The organism is Sporosarcina sp. OR05, assembly GCF_041414805.1.
GTDB classification, from domain to species: Bacteria; Bacillota; Bacilli; order Bacillales_A; family Planococcaceae; genus Sporosarcina; species Sporosarcina saromensis.
Genome location: NZ_JANKJL010000002.1, coordinates 455,001 through 473,297, shown reverse-complemented (window position 1 = coordinate 473,297; position 18,297 = coordinate 455,001). Strand labels below are relative to the sequence as shown.

Below are 18,297 nucleotides of genomic sequence, written 5' to 3'. Positions count from 1 at the left end.
GCTAAAAATGCATGAAACGTTTTAAATAGACGTTATTTTTTATTCATGAAGATTGGCTCGTTATCTTCATTTACTGTATAGGGCAAAGAATAAGCAGGAACAACTGCACTTTTTTCCTCTAGCAAATACCGTATATCTTCTCCTGCTTTCACGTCCGGTTTCTCCTCTTGCAAGATCCGATTCAAATCAATTGAATAATCCACATAAAAATGCCCATCAGCCGCTACTACGATTGGTAACTGCGCATCCGAATACGGACTTTCGACTTTTAACGGCTCTTTGAAACCCATTTTTTCATAGTCGATTTCATAGACATATTCACCGACTTCCTCTTTGAACGGAAGGCTACCATTGATTTGCCTGCGTAAATTCAAATCTCTAAGTCGTTCGGCAATTCTCAAGTCCACTAATTTTACAGTCGGGTTCTCCTCTACATCCATTAAGACATATTGAAAAATCCCCCCATTCTCATACGCATTCGAAGGAATCTTCTCTGTATAACCAGGGACAATCTTTGCAAATTCTATTGGGTATTTTATGTATCTGTCTGTGTCTTGGTCTTTTGTCTTAATCGGCAAGAGACCACCATTTGCTTCCTGATACGCATCTATTGCCTTTTGCACAACTTCAATCTGTTCTTCGTATGGATTTTCCTTTGTCGCTCGCTCATTATCAGGATACATACAACCTGCTAAAAGTAGTGCGAAGGACAACATGAGAGCAAGTATGCTTTTTCGTTGCATCAACATCATCTCGCACCTCCTGAAGGCCCACTAAATACAAGGTAGATCATTGCAAAAAACGAAAAGAGCAACAAAGCATATGCGATTAGCGCAAAAATAAACTTCAGAAATCTATTCGACAGCTTGTGTCTGCTTACATAGATGAGTCCCATGGAAATCGCCATGAAACCCATCGCGTAAAAAGACAGCCACATTTTATCCAACGGGGACAAATGGATCATCCTTTCCTCTGCGGCAGAACAACATTATTCATTTATAAAAAATGTCTTCTGTTTCTTGTTTTTTCATTCTGTTCATCAGTTGATCAACAGCTTCTTTCGGATGCACACTTTCGAACAAGACGGCGTACAGCGCTTGTGTCAGTGGCATCGAAACATCATACTTTTCAGCTAAACGATAGGCTGCTTTCGTTGTACGTACACCTTCAATGACCATACCCATACCAGAAACCACCTCATCGAGCGTCTGTCCTTTACCGAGTAAATTCCCTGCTTTCCAATTGCGTGAATGGACACTCGTGCACGTCACAATTAAATCACCCAATCCAGTTAGCCCTGAAAATGTAAGTGGATTCGCACCCATTTTCACACCAAGACGTGTAATTTCTGCAAGCCCACGTGTAATGAGTGCTGCTTTTGCGTTGTCTCCATATCCGATTCCATCTGATATTCCGGCACCAAGTGCAATGATGTTCTTTAACGCAGCACCAAGTTCCACACCAATTAAATCATCGTTCGTGTAAACGCGGAAGTATTGGTTCATGAAAAGGTCTTGCACACGTACTGCTGCCTCATTGTCATTTGATGCTGCCGTAATCGTTGTAGGATGTCTAAGAACAACTTCTTCAGCGTGACTTGGACCAGAAAGAGCAACAACCGCTTGCCGTTTTGATTGATCGATTTCTTCTTCTATTACTTCAGAAATACGCTTTAAGGAATCAGGCTCAATTCCTTTAGATACGTGAACAATAAGTTTTGGCTCATTAGAAAGCGCTTCTATTTGTCTACAAACTTCCCGTATCGCTTTTGTAGGCACTGCGATGACAATCGTTTGAGCATGTGCAACTGCTGCTGCAAGATCAGCGTGGGAATGCAAGTTTTCTGGTAAGGAGATACCTGGTAAATAAGCTGCATTTGTATGCTGTTCGTTTATTTCTACAGCTTGTTCGGTTCTTCTAGTCCACAACAAACAATCATGTCCGTTTTCAGCTAATACAAACGCAATTGCCGTACCCCAACTACCTGCACCGAGTACTGTGATTTTTTCCAAAATAGGACACCTCTTTTTCAGCTTCTTGCTCGTGTTATTAAACGAATCGGTGTTCCTTCAAATCCGAATGATTCGCGTAAACGGTTTTGAAGGAATCGTTCGTATGAAAAATGCATAAGTTCAGGTTCATTGACAAAAACAACAAATACAGGTGGTTTGATTGCCACTTGCGTAGCGTAATAGATACGCAGTCTGCGGCCTTTATCTGACGGTGCTGGATTTCGTGCAACGGCATCTTCAATCACTTCATTTAACACGCTTGACTGAATACGCATCGCGTGGTTTTCACTAATCATTTTGATTTGATCGAACAACGTTGTGACCCGTTGTTTCGTCTTCGCTGATACAAATGAAATCGGTGCGTAGTCTAGGAACAAGAAGTTTTTCCGGATGTCTTCTGTGAATTTATTCATCGTCTTGTCATCCTTTTCAATCGCATCCCATTTGTTCACGACGAAAAGTATCCCTTTTCCTGCTTCTTCTGCATAGCCAGCAATCCGCTTGTCCTGTTCACGAATGCCTTCTTCCCCATTAATGACGATTAACACAACATCGGATCGGTCAATTGCTTTTAATGCACGCAATACACTGTACTTTTCCGTGTTTTCATACACTTTTCCTTTTTTACGCATTCCAGCAGTATCTATAATTTTGTACTTTTGACCTTCAAATTCATACGGAGTATCAATTGCATCTGTCGTCGTACCTGCAACGTCACTGACGATGACGCGTTCTTCTCCAAGCAACGCATTAACGAGTGATGATTTCCCGACATTCGGTCTTCCGATCAACGAAAAACGTATGACGTCATCCTCAATAGCTTCTTCACCAGGTGCCGGAAAGCTAGCAGCAACTGCATCCAGCAAGTCACCAAGACCGATGCCGTGCGAGCCAGAAATCGGATAAGGATCTCCAAAACCGAGGGAGTAGAAATCATAAATCATATCCCGCATGTCTGGATTGTCAATTTTGTTTACTGCCAATACGACGGGTTTTTTCGTTTTGTATAGGATCTTTGCAACTTGTTCATCAGCATCTGTCACACCTTCTCGTCCATTTGTCAAAAAGATGATGACATCCGCCTCTTCGATCGCAATCTCAGCCTGCAAACGGATTTGCTCCAGGAACGGTTCATCGCCTATATCGATGCCTCCTGTATCGATTATATTGAAATCATGAGAAAGCCAATCGGCAGAGCTATAAATACGATCACGTGTTACGCCTGCGACATCCTCTACAATCGATACACGCTCTCCTACAATCCGATTAAAAATTGTAGATTTTCCTACATTTGGCCTTCCAACAATTGCTACGGTTGGTTTACTCATTCGTCTTAACACCCTTCCAGTATATCTCTTGTGCTATTATACACAAAAAAGGCGATGATGCCTATGCAAGCACCATCACCCACAGTTTTGCCACATTGACAAATGTTCATAAATCCGTCAAATTTATTCTGTGAACTTTTTTAATTGATCACCAATGACGTCACTAATTGAGAAGCCGGATTCTTCTTTCATTTCATATCCGTCAAAAGATTCTTCTTCCTCTTTCTCCAATAAATCCTTAATACTCAGAGAGAGTCTCTTCTCATCTGCATTTACATCAACAACTTTTACTGCAACCTGTTGTCCTTCTTCCAACACTTCATGTGGAGTACCGATATGCTGATGAGAAATTCTTGAAATGTGAACTAAGCCTTCAACTCCAGGGAACACTTCGACAAATGCCCCATACGATACGAGGCGTTTAACGGTTCCTTCAAGCGTCGAACCAATTGTTGCCCGTTGTTCAATCCCATCCCACGGTCCCGGCAATGTTTCTTTGATGGATAATGAAATTCTCTCAGCATCGCGATCTACAGAAAGGACTTTCACCTTCACTCGATCGCCTTCTTTGACTGCATCAGAAACTTTATCAATATGTTCATGGGAAATTTGTGAAATGTGAACTAATCCATCAACACCACCAATGTCAACGAAAGCCCCAAAAGAAGCAATCCGTTGTACAGTACCATCAAGGACTTGACCCTCTTTCAATTCATCAAGAATCTCGTCTTTCTTCGTAGCTTTTTGTTGTTGAAGGACTGCTCGATGGGACAAAATTAGTCTGTTTTTTTCTTTGTCCATTTCAACAATCTTGAATTCCATTGTACGTCCTTTGTAATCATCAAACGATTCCACGAAATGATCTTCGACGAGTGAGGCAGGAATGAATCCTCTTACACCTAGATCTACAACGAGTCCACCTTTTACAACATCTTTCACTTCAGTTTCAATGGTCTCTTCGTTCCGGAACTTTTCCTCAAGAGAGTCCCAAGCATCTTCCGCATCGACTTTTCGTTTGGATAATACATAATTTTCATCTTCCACTTTTGTAATGATCAATTCAAGCTCGTCCCCTACTTCCACAGCGTCCGATGCTTTCTCAATGTGAAGGCTTGACAGTTCACTTATTGGGATGACACCGTCAAACGGTGCACCAGAAATTTCGACCATTACCGATTTATCTTCAATCTTCGTCACAGTCGCTGTGACACGGTCACCCTCTTTATACCCGTTCATTGCATCCAAATTCATTTCTTCCGTCATATGTAGTCCTCCTCCATAATGAATCCTATCTCTATATTATTCGAATCGATTCATAAAAACAAAAAATTCACCTTATCAAATTATTTGTTTTGCTTCAAAAGGGTTTGGATTTCATGCATGATTACTTCGGTCACCTCTTCTGCAGATGCTTTACGTTCACGATACGGAGTCATATCAATCGGCTTGCCATAAACGACGTGTAAACGTTTAAATCGTTTGTAAGGACCAATGATTGCACACGGCATTACGACCGCTTCTCCTTTTAATGCAAAGAACCCAGCTCCAGCAAGACCTTTTCCTAATTCGCCCGTCTTACTTCTTGTCCCTTCAGGGAACATTCCAACAACCTCGCCACTTCTGAGCAGCTTCAATGCGGTACGAAAAGCCTCCCGATCACTCATTCCTCTTTTCACTGGAAATGCTTGAACTTTTGGTAAAATGGATTTTAGGATCGGTACGTGAAACAATTCTTCTTTCGCCATAAAATGGACAGTGCGCGGGGCTGTAATTCCGACTACAGGCGGGTCTAAATTGTCAATATGGTTCGCACAAAGAAGAACACCACCGTCTTTAGGGAAATTTTCTACACCTGTCACTTTAATACGGTATAAAGGATAAAAGATCGTACTAACGAGAAACTTGCCAAAAGGATATAAATTCATCAGTACATCCTCTTTTCTGCGATTTCAACGATTTCATCGACTACTTCTTCAATTGACATGGAGGTTGTATCTACTAATATAGCATCTTCCGCCCTCTTCAATGGAGAAATGTCCCGCTCACTATCTGCCTTGTCACGGTTTTCAATCGCTTGTTTCAATTCTTCCAAAGGTGTATGGATACCCCGTTTCGTATTTTCTATAAAGCGTCTTTCTGCACGCTCATCAACCGAAGCAGTCATAAAAATTTTTACTTCAGCGTCAGGAAGCACCTCTGTACCGATATCTCGACCGTCCATAACTACGCCCATCCCAGCAGCTAAATCGCGTTGTTTTTCAACCATCAGTTTACGAACAGTGCCATGCGCTGCCACTTTAGAAACACCCGCAGTAACTGACTGTGACCGAATTTCCTCCGTACAGTCTTCACCATCAATCAGGATTGCTTGCGTGTCATTTACCGGCAATAGCACAATCTCTGTTTGCCTTAATAAGTCGGATAATTCATTGTCACTATCCATATTTATGCCTTGTACAATCGCTTTATGCGTCAATGCTCGATACATTGCTCCTGTATCGATGTAAGTGTAACCTAGTTTTTTAGCAATCCTTTTTGCAATCGTACTCTTCCCTGCAGCTGCAGGACCATCAATTGCAATTGTAATCCCTTTTAACATATCATCTACCCCCGAATTCAATTCGAAAACATTGTATCATATAAAAATGGGAAAAGTCCCATTGTAAACAGGACTTTCCCCAAATCTGATCATTTACTCATCCGTTCTTTGATTTGTCTTTCAAAACAGAAACGGATAATATGTTGCCGATCTAGCAGATCGATATCTGTAAATTGCATCGAAGCAATTCTTCGTCCGTCCTTTTCCCATATTCGTACAGCTTTCGCCTTTGATTGGATATATTTAATTTCATCATTAACGTACGGCAGTACAATTGTCATAGGCACGAGTTGCGCTTCCTCTAACGACTCACTGGATCCCAAGTTAATCGCAATACCACCTGCACTAATATCCTCGGCAACAAATTGACGATACACTCCGTCAAAATCAATTGAAACATCTATTGCTGTTTCAACACGCACAAATTCTCGACGTTGAATTTTTAACAACTCATTGTCTCCCGGGTAAGACAATTTTAACATTGGTATACCTTTGTTCATCCTGCCTGTCACTTCTGCTTTAAATACATACGATAACTTGTTGTCAATAAATGAAATGAGCAATTGCGTACCATCCATGAAAAAAGCTGTTCGTTTCGTTTCAATATGGGACGGATAGTCTATTAAAACAAAATCCTCTCCAGAATCAACGACTTTGCTTTTATACTTTTCTCCATCCTCGATGAAATCTTTTTCAATTGTCACTGTGGTACCCACTTTTAAACGCATGCTGGTACACCTACCTTATAATAGTTAATCCTATTATGTCATGAGTAGGCAAAAATTCCAATATTGTTTTTTAATCCATTTGGACTAATCCAGTTTCTCCGTTTTAATAACCTCTTTGTTTTCAGTATCTACAATTACATTGTACGTACCTGTATGACCGTGTTCATCTCGCGTAACCGTTAAGTAATACGAAAGCCTTTGTTCAAAACGTTCATTTTCTACGTAAGCTAGTTCGTTTCGTACAATGTTCACATCATTGTGGAAAAACTCTTTCCAATCGATTTTATCAATTGCTTGGCGGTGCAATTTTTCTTTTTGAATGTATTCAGCGGCATTTAAGCCAATAATGCCCCCTGTGTCTTTCGCGACTTTTAAATGAATTACATCAGAAAACACTTTCGCCCCGTAAAACGGTTCTTTACGCACAAAAACTAAATGCCATGACGTACTATTTTCTCGCGCTTCTTCATAGACAAGATCTGTATATTCTGCTCGTTTCAAGAAGTCTTCAGCTTTGTTTTTAATTTCTTCAAAAGAAAAGTTCTCTTTCCCAAACGGACGTTCAGCTAAATAAGATAAGACATGCCCACCTTTTTCTGTAATATCAATATAGCCAATAGATTCACCATCCGTGAAGCGAATGTGGAAAAATGGAAATGGGGAGCCGGGTTTACTCATTTCCACACCGATAACATCATTGGACACTTGAGGGAAGAGACCTTGAAACCTTTTCACAGCTTGGTCTTGCGTGATTTTTGGTTCGTCGATGTTTTTTAATTCCCTCTTTTTCATCGCATCCGATTCACTTGCGGTTAAAGGAAAATCACTTTCAGTATAACTTTTAATCGATTGACTCATCTTCATCCAGTCGAAGTCAGGATTCGTAGCATTCAACCTTTCTGTCCACTCATCCACAGAGTATTGACCTTCAACAAGACTGGCTGTTGCGACTCTCCATTCATTTTTCATATCACCTAAGTTTTTGGATGCTTGTGACATGACCTTATAATATTCATCCGGATTTTCAGATTGCTGCGCTTCTTTCGCGTAATTGCCGATTCGCCCAAGATAATTCATCCACGTTGTTGAAAAACTTGTATCCAGCGGCAATGATGCGACTGAATTTTTTATGTCCGATGACAATCTCCATATATCGTCTTTTGCTTCCTTGGAACCATCCGAAGCGTTAAAGAGTAATGTCTGTTTCACTGCGGAATCCAATTCGTCCAGTTTCTCAGAAGCATCTGCCATTTTTTGCGCATACTGATTACTTAAAGCGAGTGATAAATTTTCATTTTCAGCGGACTTGTTATAAGCAAATACCCCGACAACGAGTAACGCATAAACTAAAACAAATACTGTTTTTTTCATTTTGTCGTAAACAGCTCTTACATAGAGCTATTCCAATCCTCCTTTCACCCATTTATTAATGGCAGAAAATGTGTAAACCAATCTTTTTAACTTGTGGCCTTGACCAAATCCATTTGCTCGTAGCAGTAATAGGATTAAAATAGTAAATGGAGTTTTCGGAAGGATCCCAACCATTCAATGCATCGAGAACAGCTTCTTTCGCCCGTTCATTCGGAGTCAACCAAATTTGACCGTCATCAACAGCCGTAAATGCACCAGGCTGAAAAATTACACCCCCTACTGTATCGGGAAAATCAGGATGCTCAACGCGGTTTAGAATGACAGCAGCTACGGCAACTTGCCCTTCATAAGGCTCACCTCTCGCTTCACCATAAACTGCATTTGCCATCAATTTCAAATCTTGTTCAGAGTATTTGGAAGGCAAATGGATGTTTTCCTTCTTTCCTCCACCTTCTTTTACTTGGGAAGCAAGTGGCTTACCACCATAATGGGTGAATTGATTGCCTTTCTTAATATTGTCTTTCACAAACTTTTCGTCATAGGACGATGCCGCAGTTAATTTCTTCTTCGTTAGCGTCCCTGCTATACCGTCGATCGGCATTCCGTACTTCTCTTGAAATGAACGGAGAGCCCAATAGGTTCCATAACCGAATTTCCCATCAATTTCTCCGTTATAAAACCCGATATATTGTAATCTTGCTTGCAGCTCGATGACGTCGTCCCCAGTTGCCCCTTTCGCAAGATCCCTGGAGCTGAATGCTTCAATTTGAATAGGGGCAGTCGTGTACGTCATTCCTACTAATAAAATACCTGTCAACATGCTAAGTATTAGTTTTTTCAATTTCATACCCTCCTTTTTTTCAGTTTGTCCAAGATTATTCTTTTTATAAATTGAATGGCATAAAAAAAAGATCCTGTCATATGACAGGATCACAAAGGTGTTTATACTTACCAGCTGCATTAAATATCCATTTATCAACAAGTATACTTTTCGAACACGTTAACTCAAAAATCCGGTGATTAACTAAAACTCTAAGAAATATATCGAAAGTTCATTTAAGACTTTGGATAAATTACTACCTGCATATCTTATTTCACTTGTGCTTTTTTCCTAAATTGTTGCATTGCAAATGTATGTGCATACTTAACACGCGTCAAACCAAACCACCATAAAAACAACATAAACGGAATGATTAAGTACAGCGAATGATCATTGACGCCTAATATACCGTTATAGATAAAGTGTAAAATAAACGAAGCAAAAAAGGCGAAGAATAACATACCTTTTTGACTCTTAGCTGTAGCAAATTTTGCTTTCCCTATATAATAGCCCATCACAACTCCGAACAATGCATGGCTTGAAACAGGTAATAATGCTCGAATAAAAGCTGTATCCAATCCGAACGTAAATAAATACAAAATATTTTCTACTGTGGCAAATCCTAATGAAACACTTGCACCATACAAAATTCCGTCATAGGCGTCTTCGAATTCAATGTGTTTATAAATCGCTATAATCAAAATAAGCCATTTGAAAAACTCCTCTAATCCACTTGTGAAGAGCGCATTTCGAAAAAATTCGTTTTCAATAATATGTTCTTCTTCAAACACATGTTGGATGAACATAATCGGAAAGGTCATAATCGCTCCATAAAGGAATGTATGAAAGAGTGTACGGGATGGGTCTTTTGCAATTTGTTTTCTTAAATAGAAATAACTGAAAAGCGCCAATCCTGGTGCAATCGCAACTGTCAGCAAAATAATCATCACGCAACGGTCTCCCTTCCCTAATAGTATATCACGCATCTAGCATACTAGAGAAAACCACTTCTTGCTATGCCAGTTACGCATTCTTCCCACTAATATGGTTCGCTAGTAGACTACCATGTAAGCGACCGTTCTCTATAAATATTTCATTCGTATTATTACCAGCTGCAATCACACCAGCAATGTATAAACCAGGCACATTCGTTTCCATTGTTTCTTCGTCATAATCGGGTTTACCTGTTCGTTCATCAATGGTGATGCCCATGTTCGATAATAAATTGTAATCTGGATGGTAACCGATCATAGAGAAGACGTAGTCATTATCAATTGTATGAAGCGTCCCATCCTTTTTGAATACCAGAGAAGTAGGTGTAATTTCCACAACGCTAGCTTCAAAATGCATCGTTATCGCTCCATTCCTTACAAAACTATCAAAGCTAGGTAATATCCACGGCTTTACGCTAGGAGAATAGACTGAACCTCGATAGATGACTGTCACTTTCGCACCAGCTCTTACTAACTCAATTGCGGTATCGACAGCGGAGTTTTTTCCGCCAATAACGGCAACATGCTTCCCGAAATAAGGATGAGCTTCTTTAAAATAGCTGTACACCTTTGGCAAATCGTCTCCAGGTACATTTAATGTATTCGGATGGTCATAATACCCCGTAGCTACGATAACGTGCTTCGCTTGATAACAATCTTTGTCCGTCACAACTTGAAAACTGTCATTTTGCTTCTCTACACTAACAACAGTTTCATAACTATGAATGTTCAAGCCTTTTAATTCAGCCACTTTACGATAATAGACGAGTGCATCATTTCGTTTCGGCTTTTCTTTCGCTGTTATAAAAGGAATGTCTCCAATCGATAATTTAATGCTTGAACTGAAAAACGTTTGATGTGTCGGGTAACGATACAATGAATTTACAACATTTCCTTTTTCTATAACAATGACATGTAAGCCTTTGTTTTGTAATTCAATCGCGGCGGAGAGTCCACAGGGGCCTCCACCGATGACAATCGCGTCTAGGTTATTCATGCTTCATCGTTCCTTTCCTTTGCCAAAAAGACCTATTTGGACTGTCCACTGGTTAGTATCTTATCCGAATAATATGACATTCGGGTTTCGCTCCAAATCGTAACGGAATAATTGACGTACCATATCCATTACTGATTAATGTAGCTTTTGCGTTTGAAACGGTAAATTTCCCTAATGGATGTAAACCAAAACGCCCGATTCTTATTTGGCCACCGTGTGTATGACCCGCAAGCATAAGATCTGGTTGTACATATTCTTTCACTTTTCGGAATAAAACTGGAGAATGTGTCGCAACGATCAGATGCTTGTATCGATGACTGTTTTGTAAGGCCCTACTGATATCTACATTATTGCTTGAAGGGTCATCCGTTCCACATAGACACCAAGTTGGATGACTCGCTATCCCGCTTGCACTATTTTCCAACAGAGTACCCCCATGACGTTGGAGTATACGTCGAATGACGTCTTCACCGACTTCACGGTCGTTATTCCCCCAAATGAAAAATAGCTCGCCTAACATAGAGAGTTTTTCTACATTTTCTTCTATCCGCGCAACAGGTACGCCACCTTCAGCCAAATCCCCACCTATTATAACCATGTCAATGGGACCAAATTTCCTAATCTTATTTAATAAGCGCTCATCAATTTTTCGTCGATGAATATCGGATATAAAAAATAGTGTTAGTTGTTTCTGTTCGAATTGATCAGTTTTAACACTAAATGCATGCTGCTTGACTTGTTTCCGATTTGCAAGAGCGTACATATAAGCAAAAATACTTCCAAACACACCCAATGCAATTAGCATACTATTCCATACAATTTTCATTACACACCTACCATAAGAAAAAGGCAAAGAACCTACCTTTGCCTCTTCATTCCTTCTTTTTTAGAATTAATTTTTGGGGATGATTAATTTTTGCCCTACTCTGATTTCGTTCGAAGACAAACCGTTAGCTGATTTGATTTTTTCAATACCACTATCATTTCCATAATAATTCATCGATATTCGATACAAAGTTTCGTTTTCAGCTACGGTATGCGTAGTTGAGCTAGCAGGAGCAGCAGGTTTTTTTTCCACCTTATCTGTTTCTTCTTTCGATTGAGTAGCATTTTGCTTTTCTTTGTCCTGGTTAGCTGGGCTTTGTGGTTTGTTCACAACAGGTTTGTCTTTATCGGAAGTCGTTGGGGGCACTTCTGCCTGTTGTTCTTTTTCACTTTCTTTTTCACTTTCTTCTTCTTCTGCATCACTATCATCGTTTTTATCATCCGTACCTAATAAACCTGAATTAGATGTATTCTTGTCAATCGAACTGCTTGTATTATTCTCCACACGGAAATCTGAATCTTCGCTTGCTGAACTACTATCTGATCCAAAATAAAAATTATAGATGACAAAGACAAATATCAACACAGGGATAAATGTAAAAACACCTAAAATGACATTAATCATCGTATGGCTTGATGAACGGTTCTGCTTACTTTTCTTCCGTTTCCCATGCCGCTCAAGGCGAGAGGGCAAGATTGCATCAGATTGTTCATCCAGTTCTATTTCTTTTCGATGTTCCTCGAAATCTACTTTATAATCACTATTTTTCATCGACAAATTCTCCTATCCATCTTGCTCTTGGTACTATTATGACGAATCTTGTCGGAAAAGTAAACGGAGATCATAGCTGTTAGGTAAGAAGACTTGTAATTCTTTCATCCCAACGTTGTTTTGCTTGCAGTTCATCCTTTTGAACGATATTTGCTAACCATTCCATATCCGACAGACCACAAACCGTACAACAATCTCTTGAATTCGTAACAATATTTTCATTAAAATATGCCAAAATTGTTCGACGTAAACATGTAGTAGAATGTACGAGTGCTAACATCTTTTTCAGCTGTTCATCTTTTTGTATAGCAAGCATTTTGAATTTCTGAATGATTTCTTCTGTTGAACATCGTTCCCTATAATACTCAATTACCCTTAACGCTGTGTCTGTCAAACCCGAAAAACGGGCTGCGTTTGTTTGAGTTTCCCCTTTTTCTAACAATTTCGCATAATGGATAACCTCTTCCTCACTCGGTAAGTCTGTTTGGATAATAAAGTTGGTCAGACGCTCATCAGCAGGTGTATACAATAAAGTGGCTACCGATTGACGACCATCTCTACCCGCCCTTCCCACTTCTTGTATGTAACCTGCAACTGTAGCTGGCAACTGATCATGAATGACTTGTCGTACATTTTCTTTATGTACACCCATACCAAAAGCATTTGTTGCACAAACCCAATCAATTTCACCGTTTAAAAACTGATCTTGGATGATTGACCTGTCATCTTGTTCCTTTCCGGCATGATAGGATTGGGCATGAACACCAATTGATTGTAGGGTGATCGCTAATTCATCCGCTCGTTTCCTTGAAGGAGCATATACGATCCCTGGACCTGTTGTGGAGAGGAGTCGCCGTTTAATCCATTCTGTTTTATCCGCGACCGATTCAAGCTGTACGACCGAATAGGCAATGTTCGGTCGATCCAAAGATTGACGTTCGATTATCGGATTTATCATTTGTAAATAAAAAGGAATATCTTCAAGCACTTTTTGATCCGCAGTTGCCGTCAATGCCAAAACGGCTGGCCTGTTAATGATGGAAAGAAATTCACGAATACGTAAATAGTCTGGCCTAAAATCAAATCCCCACTGTGAAATGCAATGCGCCTCATCAATCACAATTAATGCCAAGTTCATTTCTTTGAATACATCAACAATGAAAGATTGTGACAGCATTTCAGGAGAAGTGAAGATAAACTTATAGTCTGCGAGTCGCCGAAAGGCTTTTTGTCTTTGCTCATGCACCAAGGAAGAATTCAGTGCAATTACTCGTTTTTCTCCGTTTCTTTTCATTTGCATGACTTGGTCTTCCATTAATGAGACAAGAGGCGAAATGATCAGCACCGTTCCTTCCATCAAGTATCCAGGCAACTGATAGCAAAGAGATTTGCCCATTCCTGTTGGCAATAATCCAATTGTGTCCTGACCTCGCAAAACATTTTCGACAATCGCTTGTTGACCCGGTCTGAAGTGATCATAGCCAAAATGTTTTTTTAAAGCGTCATGCAAATTCATTCTTCATGCCTCTTTTCTGCACTGCTAATATAAGACGAAGTTGAAAATAGGACAACTCCTCAAACTCATCTTTTAATACTTTTAGCCTTTTCGTTCGCAATGCTTCTGATTTTTTTTGCACTGCCTCAATCGCTTCTTCGCCCACAAAGTGACGAATTGGGAATTTACTATCGTTCAGCGCCATTTCTACAAAGTGATCTTCAATGGTACTTTGCTTTAATTGACGCATTGTCGCAATATCCTTCATAGAATAACCGTTGTCGAACATTTTTTTCGTCCGATACGCAGAATCAGTCAAGTAGGTGTGCACTTTCACATCGGCTGTACACTGATGAAGTAATGGATAGTCTTCCTTGTTCTTTTCAACAAGAGGAAGCAACTTATGTAAACTTTCGATGAATAGTAAATATACTTCGTCAACACGCGACTCCATTGTTAAAGCTAGCTGCTCCCATGTTTTTGCAGACATCCCGCTCCCAGCTAGACGATAAGAAAACAGATATTTTTGTCTGTCCGTCATTCCACAATTATTAATGGCTAAAATCAGTTCTTCCCTTAGAGAAGCGCCTAATTGCTGTCTGGAGATCGATTGCTGAAGAATCAGCTTTTTAACGAACATTTGTATCTCCGTTTCACTTCGCATAGGCACAAACGTTCTAATTCCATCACGTAAATGCGACACCGTTTGCACTACTAACGCCACTCTACCAAAGAACACCATTTCTTTCCCTCGATAATCCCAACCTTTAAACTGATATGGGGCTACCGCTGAAATTGCCTGCCGACCCTTTTCTGTTACGTGTATAAATTCGTCTTGCGCGCAAATGAACCCCTCTTCAAATAGTTCTTCTATTGCATCGTTGAACAAATCTTGTCGAATTTTCGGCCAAATACCAAAGTAAGGCTTACTATTGAAATAGTCTACATCTTGGAGGGTTTGACCAGATTTCTTCCCACGAATAATGTGTAGGCTTGCATTCATTGAACGTTGCCCGGACATCTTTTCTATGATGAATAATAGGATTGTTGACAAGTTCAAGTCCAATTCCTCCTCATTGAGATGTTTTTAGGTTGAAAACTTACGAAAACAGCTTTAGAATAGTAAAGGAACTAAATAGATAGTGCGGAGAAAAGAGGAGAGAACGTCTATGTCTAAGAAATACACCATTGTTGACCAAGATACATGTATTGCATGCGGCGCTTGTGGAGCTGCTGCACCGGACATCTACGATTATGATGACGAAGGAATCGCTTACGTTATTTTAGATGATAACACGGGTAATACAGAAGTTCCAGAAGAACTGATGGAAGATATGGAAGATGCGTTTGATGGTTGCCCTACTGATTCAATTAAAGTCGCGGATGCTCCATTTGAAGGCGATCCGTTAAAATACGAAGATTAATTTTTTAGGGGCAATACGCCCCTTACATAACTGAGGTCGGCAGTCCAATTGTCACCACTACTTCAAATGAATAACCGCACATAGAAAAAAGCTGTCCAGATAGTGTTTTCACACTTTCTAGACAGCTTTTTTTATTGAAGCGTCAATTTCCGCTGTTGCTGATCAATCCATTTGCTCATACTTTTGTACAATAACAAAGAGATAACCATTAGCATGACGCCTTTAATTAGATTAAATGGTAGAATACCAAGCACAATTACGTTGAACAACGCTTCCCCTGTATAAGGTGGCATATTCAAGAAATAGACATACATCGGTAGGAATACTAAATAATTCAGTGCACTCATACCGACAGCCATCGACAGTGTTCCTACAATAAGGCCAACTGTCAAGCCTTTTGTCGATTGGACCTTTTTAAAGATCCAGTAAATTGGCATGATGAAAAGTACGCCCGTTACAAAGTTTGCAATTTCGCCAACCGGTACACCTGTCGGACTTCCCGATAAAAACCAATACAAGATATTTTTTAGCAGTTCAACTGCAATTCCTGCAACTGGTCCCATCGTTAAAATTGCAACCACGGCTGGCACTTCACTGAAATCGATTTTCAGGAATGGCGGCAATGCTGGCAATGGGAAGTTCAACTGCATAAGCACCGTTGAAATGCTCCCAAGCATAGCGATGAGAATCATCTTTCGTAGTTTCTTGTTATTCACTTGTTCCTCTCTCCTTTTGCGATTCACTTCAAAAGAGGAAAGGTTTGACCGTATAATGTGTGTCTATGAAAAAACCCTAAAGCAATTACATGCTTTAGGGAGAGTTTAAGGCGTCATTAAATAGAGGGTTGTAGATAGAGCCTGTGACTCTATTTTCACCCATACTTAAGAAAGCACCCTTTTTGTAGACAACACAAAAAGACGGCTGCACCTTCACCTTCTCCCATCCAGACTATACTGTCGGCTCTGGAATCTCACCAGAATCAGCTGTTAAGCTCGCGGGCTAAGAAAATTACTTTTCTATTTCCGCCGGTCGGGAATTACACCCTGCCCCGAAGATGAATCAATATTAACTTACTATTTCATTGTATAGAAAAAAGACTGATTTGTAAACGGTATTGTTTACAATTCAGTCTTCCTCTATTCACCAAACAATCGGATTGGCTGCAACGGGTTTCGGCAATGGTTTTGTAAGCGTATATCGCTCAAAATATTCTTGTTTTACGTTGTGCAATTGTATTTGTTTGTCAAAACTAGCTGCTGTTAACATGAACGCTTCCACCATTTCGAGTATTTCGTTAGGAGGGTAAGCATCTAAATCCAATAACTGTTTAAAAGAAACTGTTACAACATCATCTGTTTCTTGGATTGTATAGTCCACAGATGATGGGATAACGGAAGTCACAATATCATTTTCAGGATTTTTCATCGCCAATAATGCTTCCTGAATTTCATCGAGCTTCCTATTCTCATAAGGGATTAAGTACGATTGTTCCTCGTTGACAGTGTATTTGTAAAAAGCAGACGGCCTCTTAAGTGTTACCTCCATCGCTTCACCGATATAGTCAAAAACAACAGGCTCATTCTTGTCATCGACTACTTTCATCTCCTTAAAATCCGGAAACGATGCGATTGCAGAAAAAGTGTACGCACCAATTGTTGTCGGCGACATGTCATATTCATGCTCAGATGGCATTTGGTGAATAACCGTATTACCTTGGAAAGAAATCTTCCCCTTATAAGGATGGTAGTCTTCAAAACCAAGTCCTTCCTCATCAATCAACTTCGCATAATGATTGTAAAGCTCCACACTGTTGACGTTTTCGGAAGAGATATCTGATTGAATCAATTCGGTAGGAATTAAAAATGTTATCGGTACAACATCTACAACATGGACTAATCCTATTGTAAATAACTTCATTCCATCCGTATCGTTTTCAAGAACAACATGACTTTGCATTCCCTTTCCAGCCATAAAAGTAGTTGGTGAGTCCGCCTGAATCGCATTTCGCGTCGCAGGCTCCTCCATCGTTTCAGACTCTTCTGCGCTTTGTTTAAATTGAGCAGTATCGACTGATTCACCGTTTTGAGGTGCAGATTTTTCGCTCATTTCCATGCTGGTGTCCGATAATTCGAATCCACCCTTTAAAAACGATGGTACCAGTAATGTTAAGACAAGCATCGCAGCAACTGCAATGAAACCAGGCATCCATTTTTTCCGTCTCGGTTGACGAGCAGGGACAAGTCGCTCGTCTTTCTTCAAACGCGCTAATATGTCATCAGCAGATCGCTCATCTTTTGTTTTCGGCATTGAATGAAGAAGTTTTTCAAGTTTATCGTCATTCCATTCGTTCCCAGACATTTATCTTCCCCCTTCTTCCGAAAGAGCATTCAATTTCTTTTGAAGCACTTTTATCGCCCGGTGCTGAGTCGTTTTAACTTTTCCTTCCGACCAACCAAGCGTTTCCGCTGTTTCTGCAATTGATAGTTCTTGGAAATAGCGAAGAATTATTACCATCTTTTGATCGCCTGTGCAAGTATTTAACACACGCAATAATTGTTGCATATCTTCATTCAATGCAGCGACTTCATCAGGCAAACCAGTGGAGGAAACAAGTACACTTTCTTCCCAGTCAAACTGATCAAAATGGTGTTTTTGCCTTACCGCTTTCTTTCTGAAATGATCAATCGCTACGTTTTTAGCAATTGAAAAAAGCCATGTCTTTTCGGAACTCTTCCTTTCAAAACCGGCATACGCACGTAACACCCTAACATAAACTTCATGCATCAAATCTTCGGATTGGTGACGATCACCAGTCAAATAGATGAGGAAGTTAAATACGTCGTGATGATATTGCTCATATAACCGGTGGAACACGGAGTCATCCACGAAATCCCCCCGTTCATTACATTAGTCGTGTTTCAAGACATAAAGTTA

General features: G+C 40.0%; 20 protein-coding genes and 1 riboswitch. Of the genes, 1 reads left to right on the top strand and 19 read right to left on the bottom strand.

Annotated elements, in window-relative coordinates:
• Positions 1-32: 32 nt before the first annotated feature.
• From NRI27_RS06585 to NRI27_RS06510, 16 genes are all read right to left on the bottom strand, one after another.
• Positions 33-749 carry a hypothetical protein gene (locus tag NRI27_RS06585; RefSeq protein WP_371389997.1) on the bottom strand — a complete coding sequence of 239 codons (717 nt, stop codon included), beginning with the start codon at positions 747-749 and terminating at the stop codon, positions 33-35.
• The gene (locus NRI27_RS06580; protein ID WP_371390068.1) at positions 749-937 is read right to left on the bottom strand and encodes a DUF2768 domain-containing protein; all 189 of its coding nucleotides are present in this window, start codon (positions 935-937) and stop codon (positions 749-751) included. The genes NRI27_RS06585 and NRI27_RS06580 overlap by 1 nt, the downstream gene beginning before the upstream one ends.
• 55 nt (positions 938-992) lie before the next feature.
• Positions 993-2,012, bottom strand: a complete 1,020-nt coding sequence (locus tag NRI27_RS06575; protein WP_317941526.1) for an NAD(P)H-dependent glycerol-3-phosphate dehydrogenase — start codon at positions 2,010-2,012, stop codon at positions 993-995.
• A 17-nt stretch (positions 2,013-2,029) separates the two neighbouring features.
• The gene (der, locus tag NRI27_RS06570; RefSeq protein ID WP_317941527.1) at positions 2,030-3,340 is read right to left on the bottom strand and encodes a ribosome biogenesis GTPase Der; all 1,311 of its coding nucleotides are present in this window, start codon (positions 3,338-3,340) and stop codon (positions 2,030-2,032) included.
• Positions 3,341-3,463: 123 nt separating this feature from the next.
• A complete protein-coding gene (gene rpsA, locus NRI27_RS06565) occupies positions 3,464-4,603 on the bottom strand; it encodes a 30S ribosomal protein S1 (RefSeq protein WP_371389996.1) in 1,140 nt (379 codons plus the stop codon).
• 80 nt (positions 4,604-4,683) lie between these two features.
• The gene (locus tag NRI27_RS06560; RefSeq protein ID WP_317941529.1) at positions 4,684-5,265 is read right to left on the bottom strand and encodes a lysophospholipid acyltransferase family protein; all 582 of its coding nucleotides are present in this window, start codon (positions 5,263-5,265) and stop codon (positions 4,684-4,686) included.
• Positions 5,265-5,939 (bottom strand): (d)CMP kinase, encoded by a 675-nt coding sequence (gene cmk, locus NRI27_RS06555; protein ID WP_371389994.1) that lies wholly within the window; start codon positions 5,937-5,939, stop codon positions 5,265-5,267. Before cmk ends, NRI27_RS06560 begins: the two co-directional genes overlap by 1 nt.
• A gap of 89 nt (positions 5,940-6,028) precedes the next feature.
• Positions 6,029-6,667, bottom strand: coding sequence for a flagellar brake protein (locus NRI27_RS06550; protein WP_317941531.1), 639 nt, complete (start codon positions 6,665-6,667; stop codon positions 6,029-6,031).
• An 84-nt stretch (positions 6,668-6,751) separates the two neighbouring features.
• On the bottom strand, positions 6,752-8,038 hold the full coding sequence (locus NRI27_RS06545) for a PepSY1/2 domain-containing protein (protein ID WP_371389993.1): 1,287 nt from the start codon (positions 8,036-8,038) through the stop codon (positions 6,752-6,754).
• Positions 8,039-8,093: 55 nt separating this feature from the next.
• Entirely contained in the window at positions 8,094-8,831 is a 738-nt protein-coding gene (gene sleB, locus NRI27_RS06540; protein WP_371390067.1) for a spore cortex-lytic enzyme, read from the bottom strand.
• A gap of 296 nt (positions 8,832-9,127) precedes the next feature.
• Positions 9,128-9,805, bottom strand: coding sequence for a glutamic-type intramembrane protease PrsW (prsW, locus tag NRI27_RS06535; protein WP_371390066.1), 678 nt, complete (start codon positions 9,803-9,805; stop codon positions 9,128-9,130).
• 76 nt (positions 9,806-9,881) lie between these two features.
• The gene (locus NRI27_RS06530) at positions 9,882-10,847 is read right to left on the bottom strand and encodes a YpdA family putative bacillithiol disulfide reductase (RefSeq protein WP_371389991.1); all 966 of its coding nucleotides are present in this window, start codon (positions 10,845-10,847) and stop codon (positions 9,882-9,884) included.
• 52 nt (positions 10,848-10,899) lie between these two features.
• The gene (locus NRI27_RS06525; RefSeq protein WP_371389990.1) at positions 10,900-11,673 is read right to left on the bottom strand and encodes a metallophosphoesterase; all 774 of its coding nucleotides are present in this window, start codon (positions 11,671-11,673) and stop codon (positions 10,900-10,902) included.
• 66 nt (positions 11,674-11,739) lie between these two features.
• Complete coding sequence (locus tag NRI27_RS06520; RefSeq protein WP_371389989.1) at positions 11,740-12,444, bottom strand: LysM peptidoglycan-binding domain-containing protein; 705 nt, start codon at positions 12,442-12,444, stop codon at positions 11,740-11,742.
• A gap of 79 nt (positions 12,445-12,523) precedes the next feature.
• Positions 12,524-13,960: a RecQ family ATP-dependent DNA helicase gene (locus tag NRI27_RS06515; protein WP_371389988.1), complete on the bottom strand. Its 1,437-nt coding sequence runs from the start codon at positions 13,958-13,960 to the stop codon at positions 12,524-12,526.
• A complete protein-coding gene (locus NRI27_RS06510) occupies positions 13,947-14,999 on the bottom strand; it encodes a YpbB family protein (protein WP_371389987.1) in 1,053 nt (350 codons plus the stop codon). The genes NRI27_RS06515 and NRI27_RS06510 overlap by 14 nt, the downstream gene beginning before the upstream one ends.
• A gap of 109 nt (positions 15,000-15,108) precedes the next feature.
• Between NRI27_RS06510 and NRI27_RS06505 the strand changes: the two genes are divergently transcribed.
• Positions 15,109-15,363 carry a ferredoxin gene (locus NRI27_RS06505; protein WP_317941539.1) on the top strand — a complete coding sequence of 85 codons (255 nt, stop codon included), beginning with the start codon at positions 15,109-15,111 and terminating at the stop codon, positions 15,361-15,363.
• Between the two features lie 131 nt (positions 15,364-15,494).
• Here the strand turns inward: NRI27_RS06505 and NRI27_RS06500 are convergent, their stop codons facing one another.
• The 3 genes from NRI27_RS06500 to NRI27_RS06490 all read right to left on the bottom strand — a co-directional run bounded on the left by NRI27_RS06500 (position 15,495) and on the right by NRI27_RS06490 (position 18,249).
• Positions 15,495-16,079, bottom strand: coding sequence for an ECF transporter S component (locus NRI27_RS06500; protein ID WP_317941540.1), 585 nt, complete (start codon positions 16,077-16,079; stop codon positions 15,495-15,497).
• Positions 16,080-16,290: 211 nt separating this feature from the next.
• A riboswitch (FMN riboswitch) is annotated at positions 16,291-16,423 on the bottom strand.
• An 80-nt stretch (positions 16,424-16,503) separates the two neighbouring features.
• Positions 16,504-17,721, bottom strand: coding sequence for a hypothetical protein (locus tag NRI27_RS06495; RefSeq protein ID WP_371389986.1), 1,218 nt, complete (start codon positions 17,719-17,721; stop codon positions 16,504-16,506).
• Positions 17,722-18,249, bottom strand: coding sequence for an RNA polymerase sigma factor SigX (locus NRI27_RS06490; RefSeq protein ID WP_371389985.1), 528 nt, complete (start codon positions 18,247-18,249; stop codon positions 17,722-17,724).
• Positions 18,250-18,297: the final 48 nt, after the last annotated feature.

Coding starts and splice junctions, on each gene's coding strand:
- NRI27_RS06585 (WP_371389997.1), bottom strand. CDS start 749: ATGTTGATGCAACGAAAAAGCATACTTGCTCTCATGTTGTCCTTCGCA.
- NRI27_RS06580 (WP_371390068.1), bottom strand. CDS start 937: ATGTGGCTGTCTTTTTACGCGATGGGTTTCATGGCGATTTCCATGGGA.
- der (WP_317941527.1), bottom strand. CDS start 3,340: ATGAGTAAACCAACCGTAGCAATTGTTGGAAGGCCAAATGTAGGAAAA.
- rpsA (WP_371389996.1), bottom strand. CDS start 4,603: ATGACGGAAGAAATGAATTTGGATGCAATGAACGGGTATAAAGAGGGT.
- NRI27_RS06560 (WP_317941529.1), bottom strand. CDS start 5,265: ATGAATTTATATCCTTTTGGCAAGTTTCTCGTTAGTACGATCTTTTAT.
- cmk (WP_371389994.1), bottom strand. CDS start 5,939: ATGTTAAAAGGGATTACAATTGCAATTGATGGTCCTGCAGCTGCAGGG.
- NRI27_RS06550 (WP_317941531.1), bottom strand. CDS start 6,667: ATGCGTTTAAAAGTGGGTACCACAGTGACAATTGAAAAAGATTTCATC.
- NRI27_RS06545 (WP_371389993.1), bottom strand. CDS start 8,038: ATGAAAAAAACAGTATTTGTTTTAGTTTATGCGTTACTCGTTGTCGGG.
- sleB (WP_371390067.1), bottom strand. CDS start 8,831: ATGACGTACACGACTGCCCCTATTCAAATTGAAGCATTCAGCTCCAGG.
- prsW (WP_371390066.1), bottom strand. CDS start 9,805: ATGATTATTTTGCTGACAGTTGCGATTGCACCAGGATTGGCGCTTTTC.
- NRI27_RS06530 (WP_371389991.1), bottom strand. CDS start 10,847: ATGAATAACCTAGACGCGATTGTCATCGGTGGAGGCCCCTGTGGACTC.
- NRI27_RS06525 (WP_371389990.1), bottom strand. CDS start 11,673: ATGAAAATTGTATGGAATAGTATGCTAATTGCATTGGGTGTGTTTGGA.
- NRI27_RS06520 (WP_371389989.1), bottom strand. CDS start 12,444: ATGAAAAATAGTGATTATAAAGTAGATTTCGAGGAACATCGAAAAGAA.
- NRI27_RS06515 (WP_371389988.1), bottom strand. CDS start 13,960: ATGAATTTGCATGACGCTTTAAAAAAACATTTTGGCTATGATCACTTC.
- NRI27_RS06505 (WP_317941539.1), top strand. CDS start 15,109: ATGTCTAAGAAATACACCATTGTTGACCAAGATACATGTATTGCATGC.
- NRI27_RS06495 (WP_371389986.1), bottom strand. CDS start 17,721: ATGTCTGGGAACGAATGGAATGACGATAAACTTGAAAAACTTCTTCAT.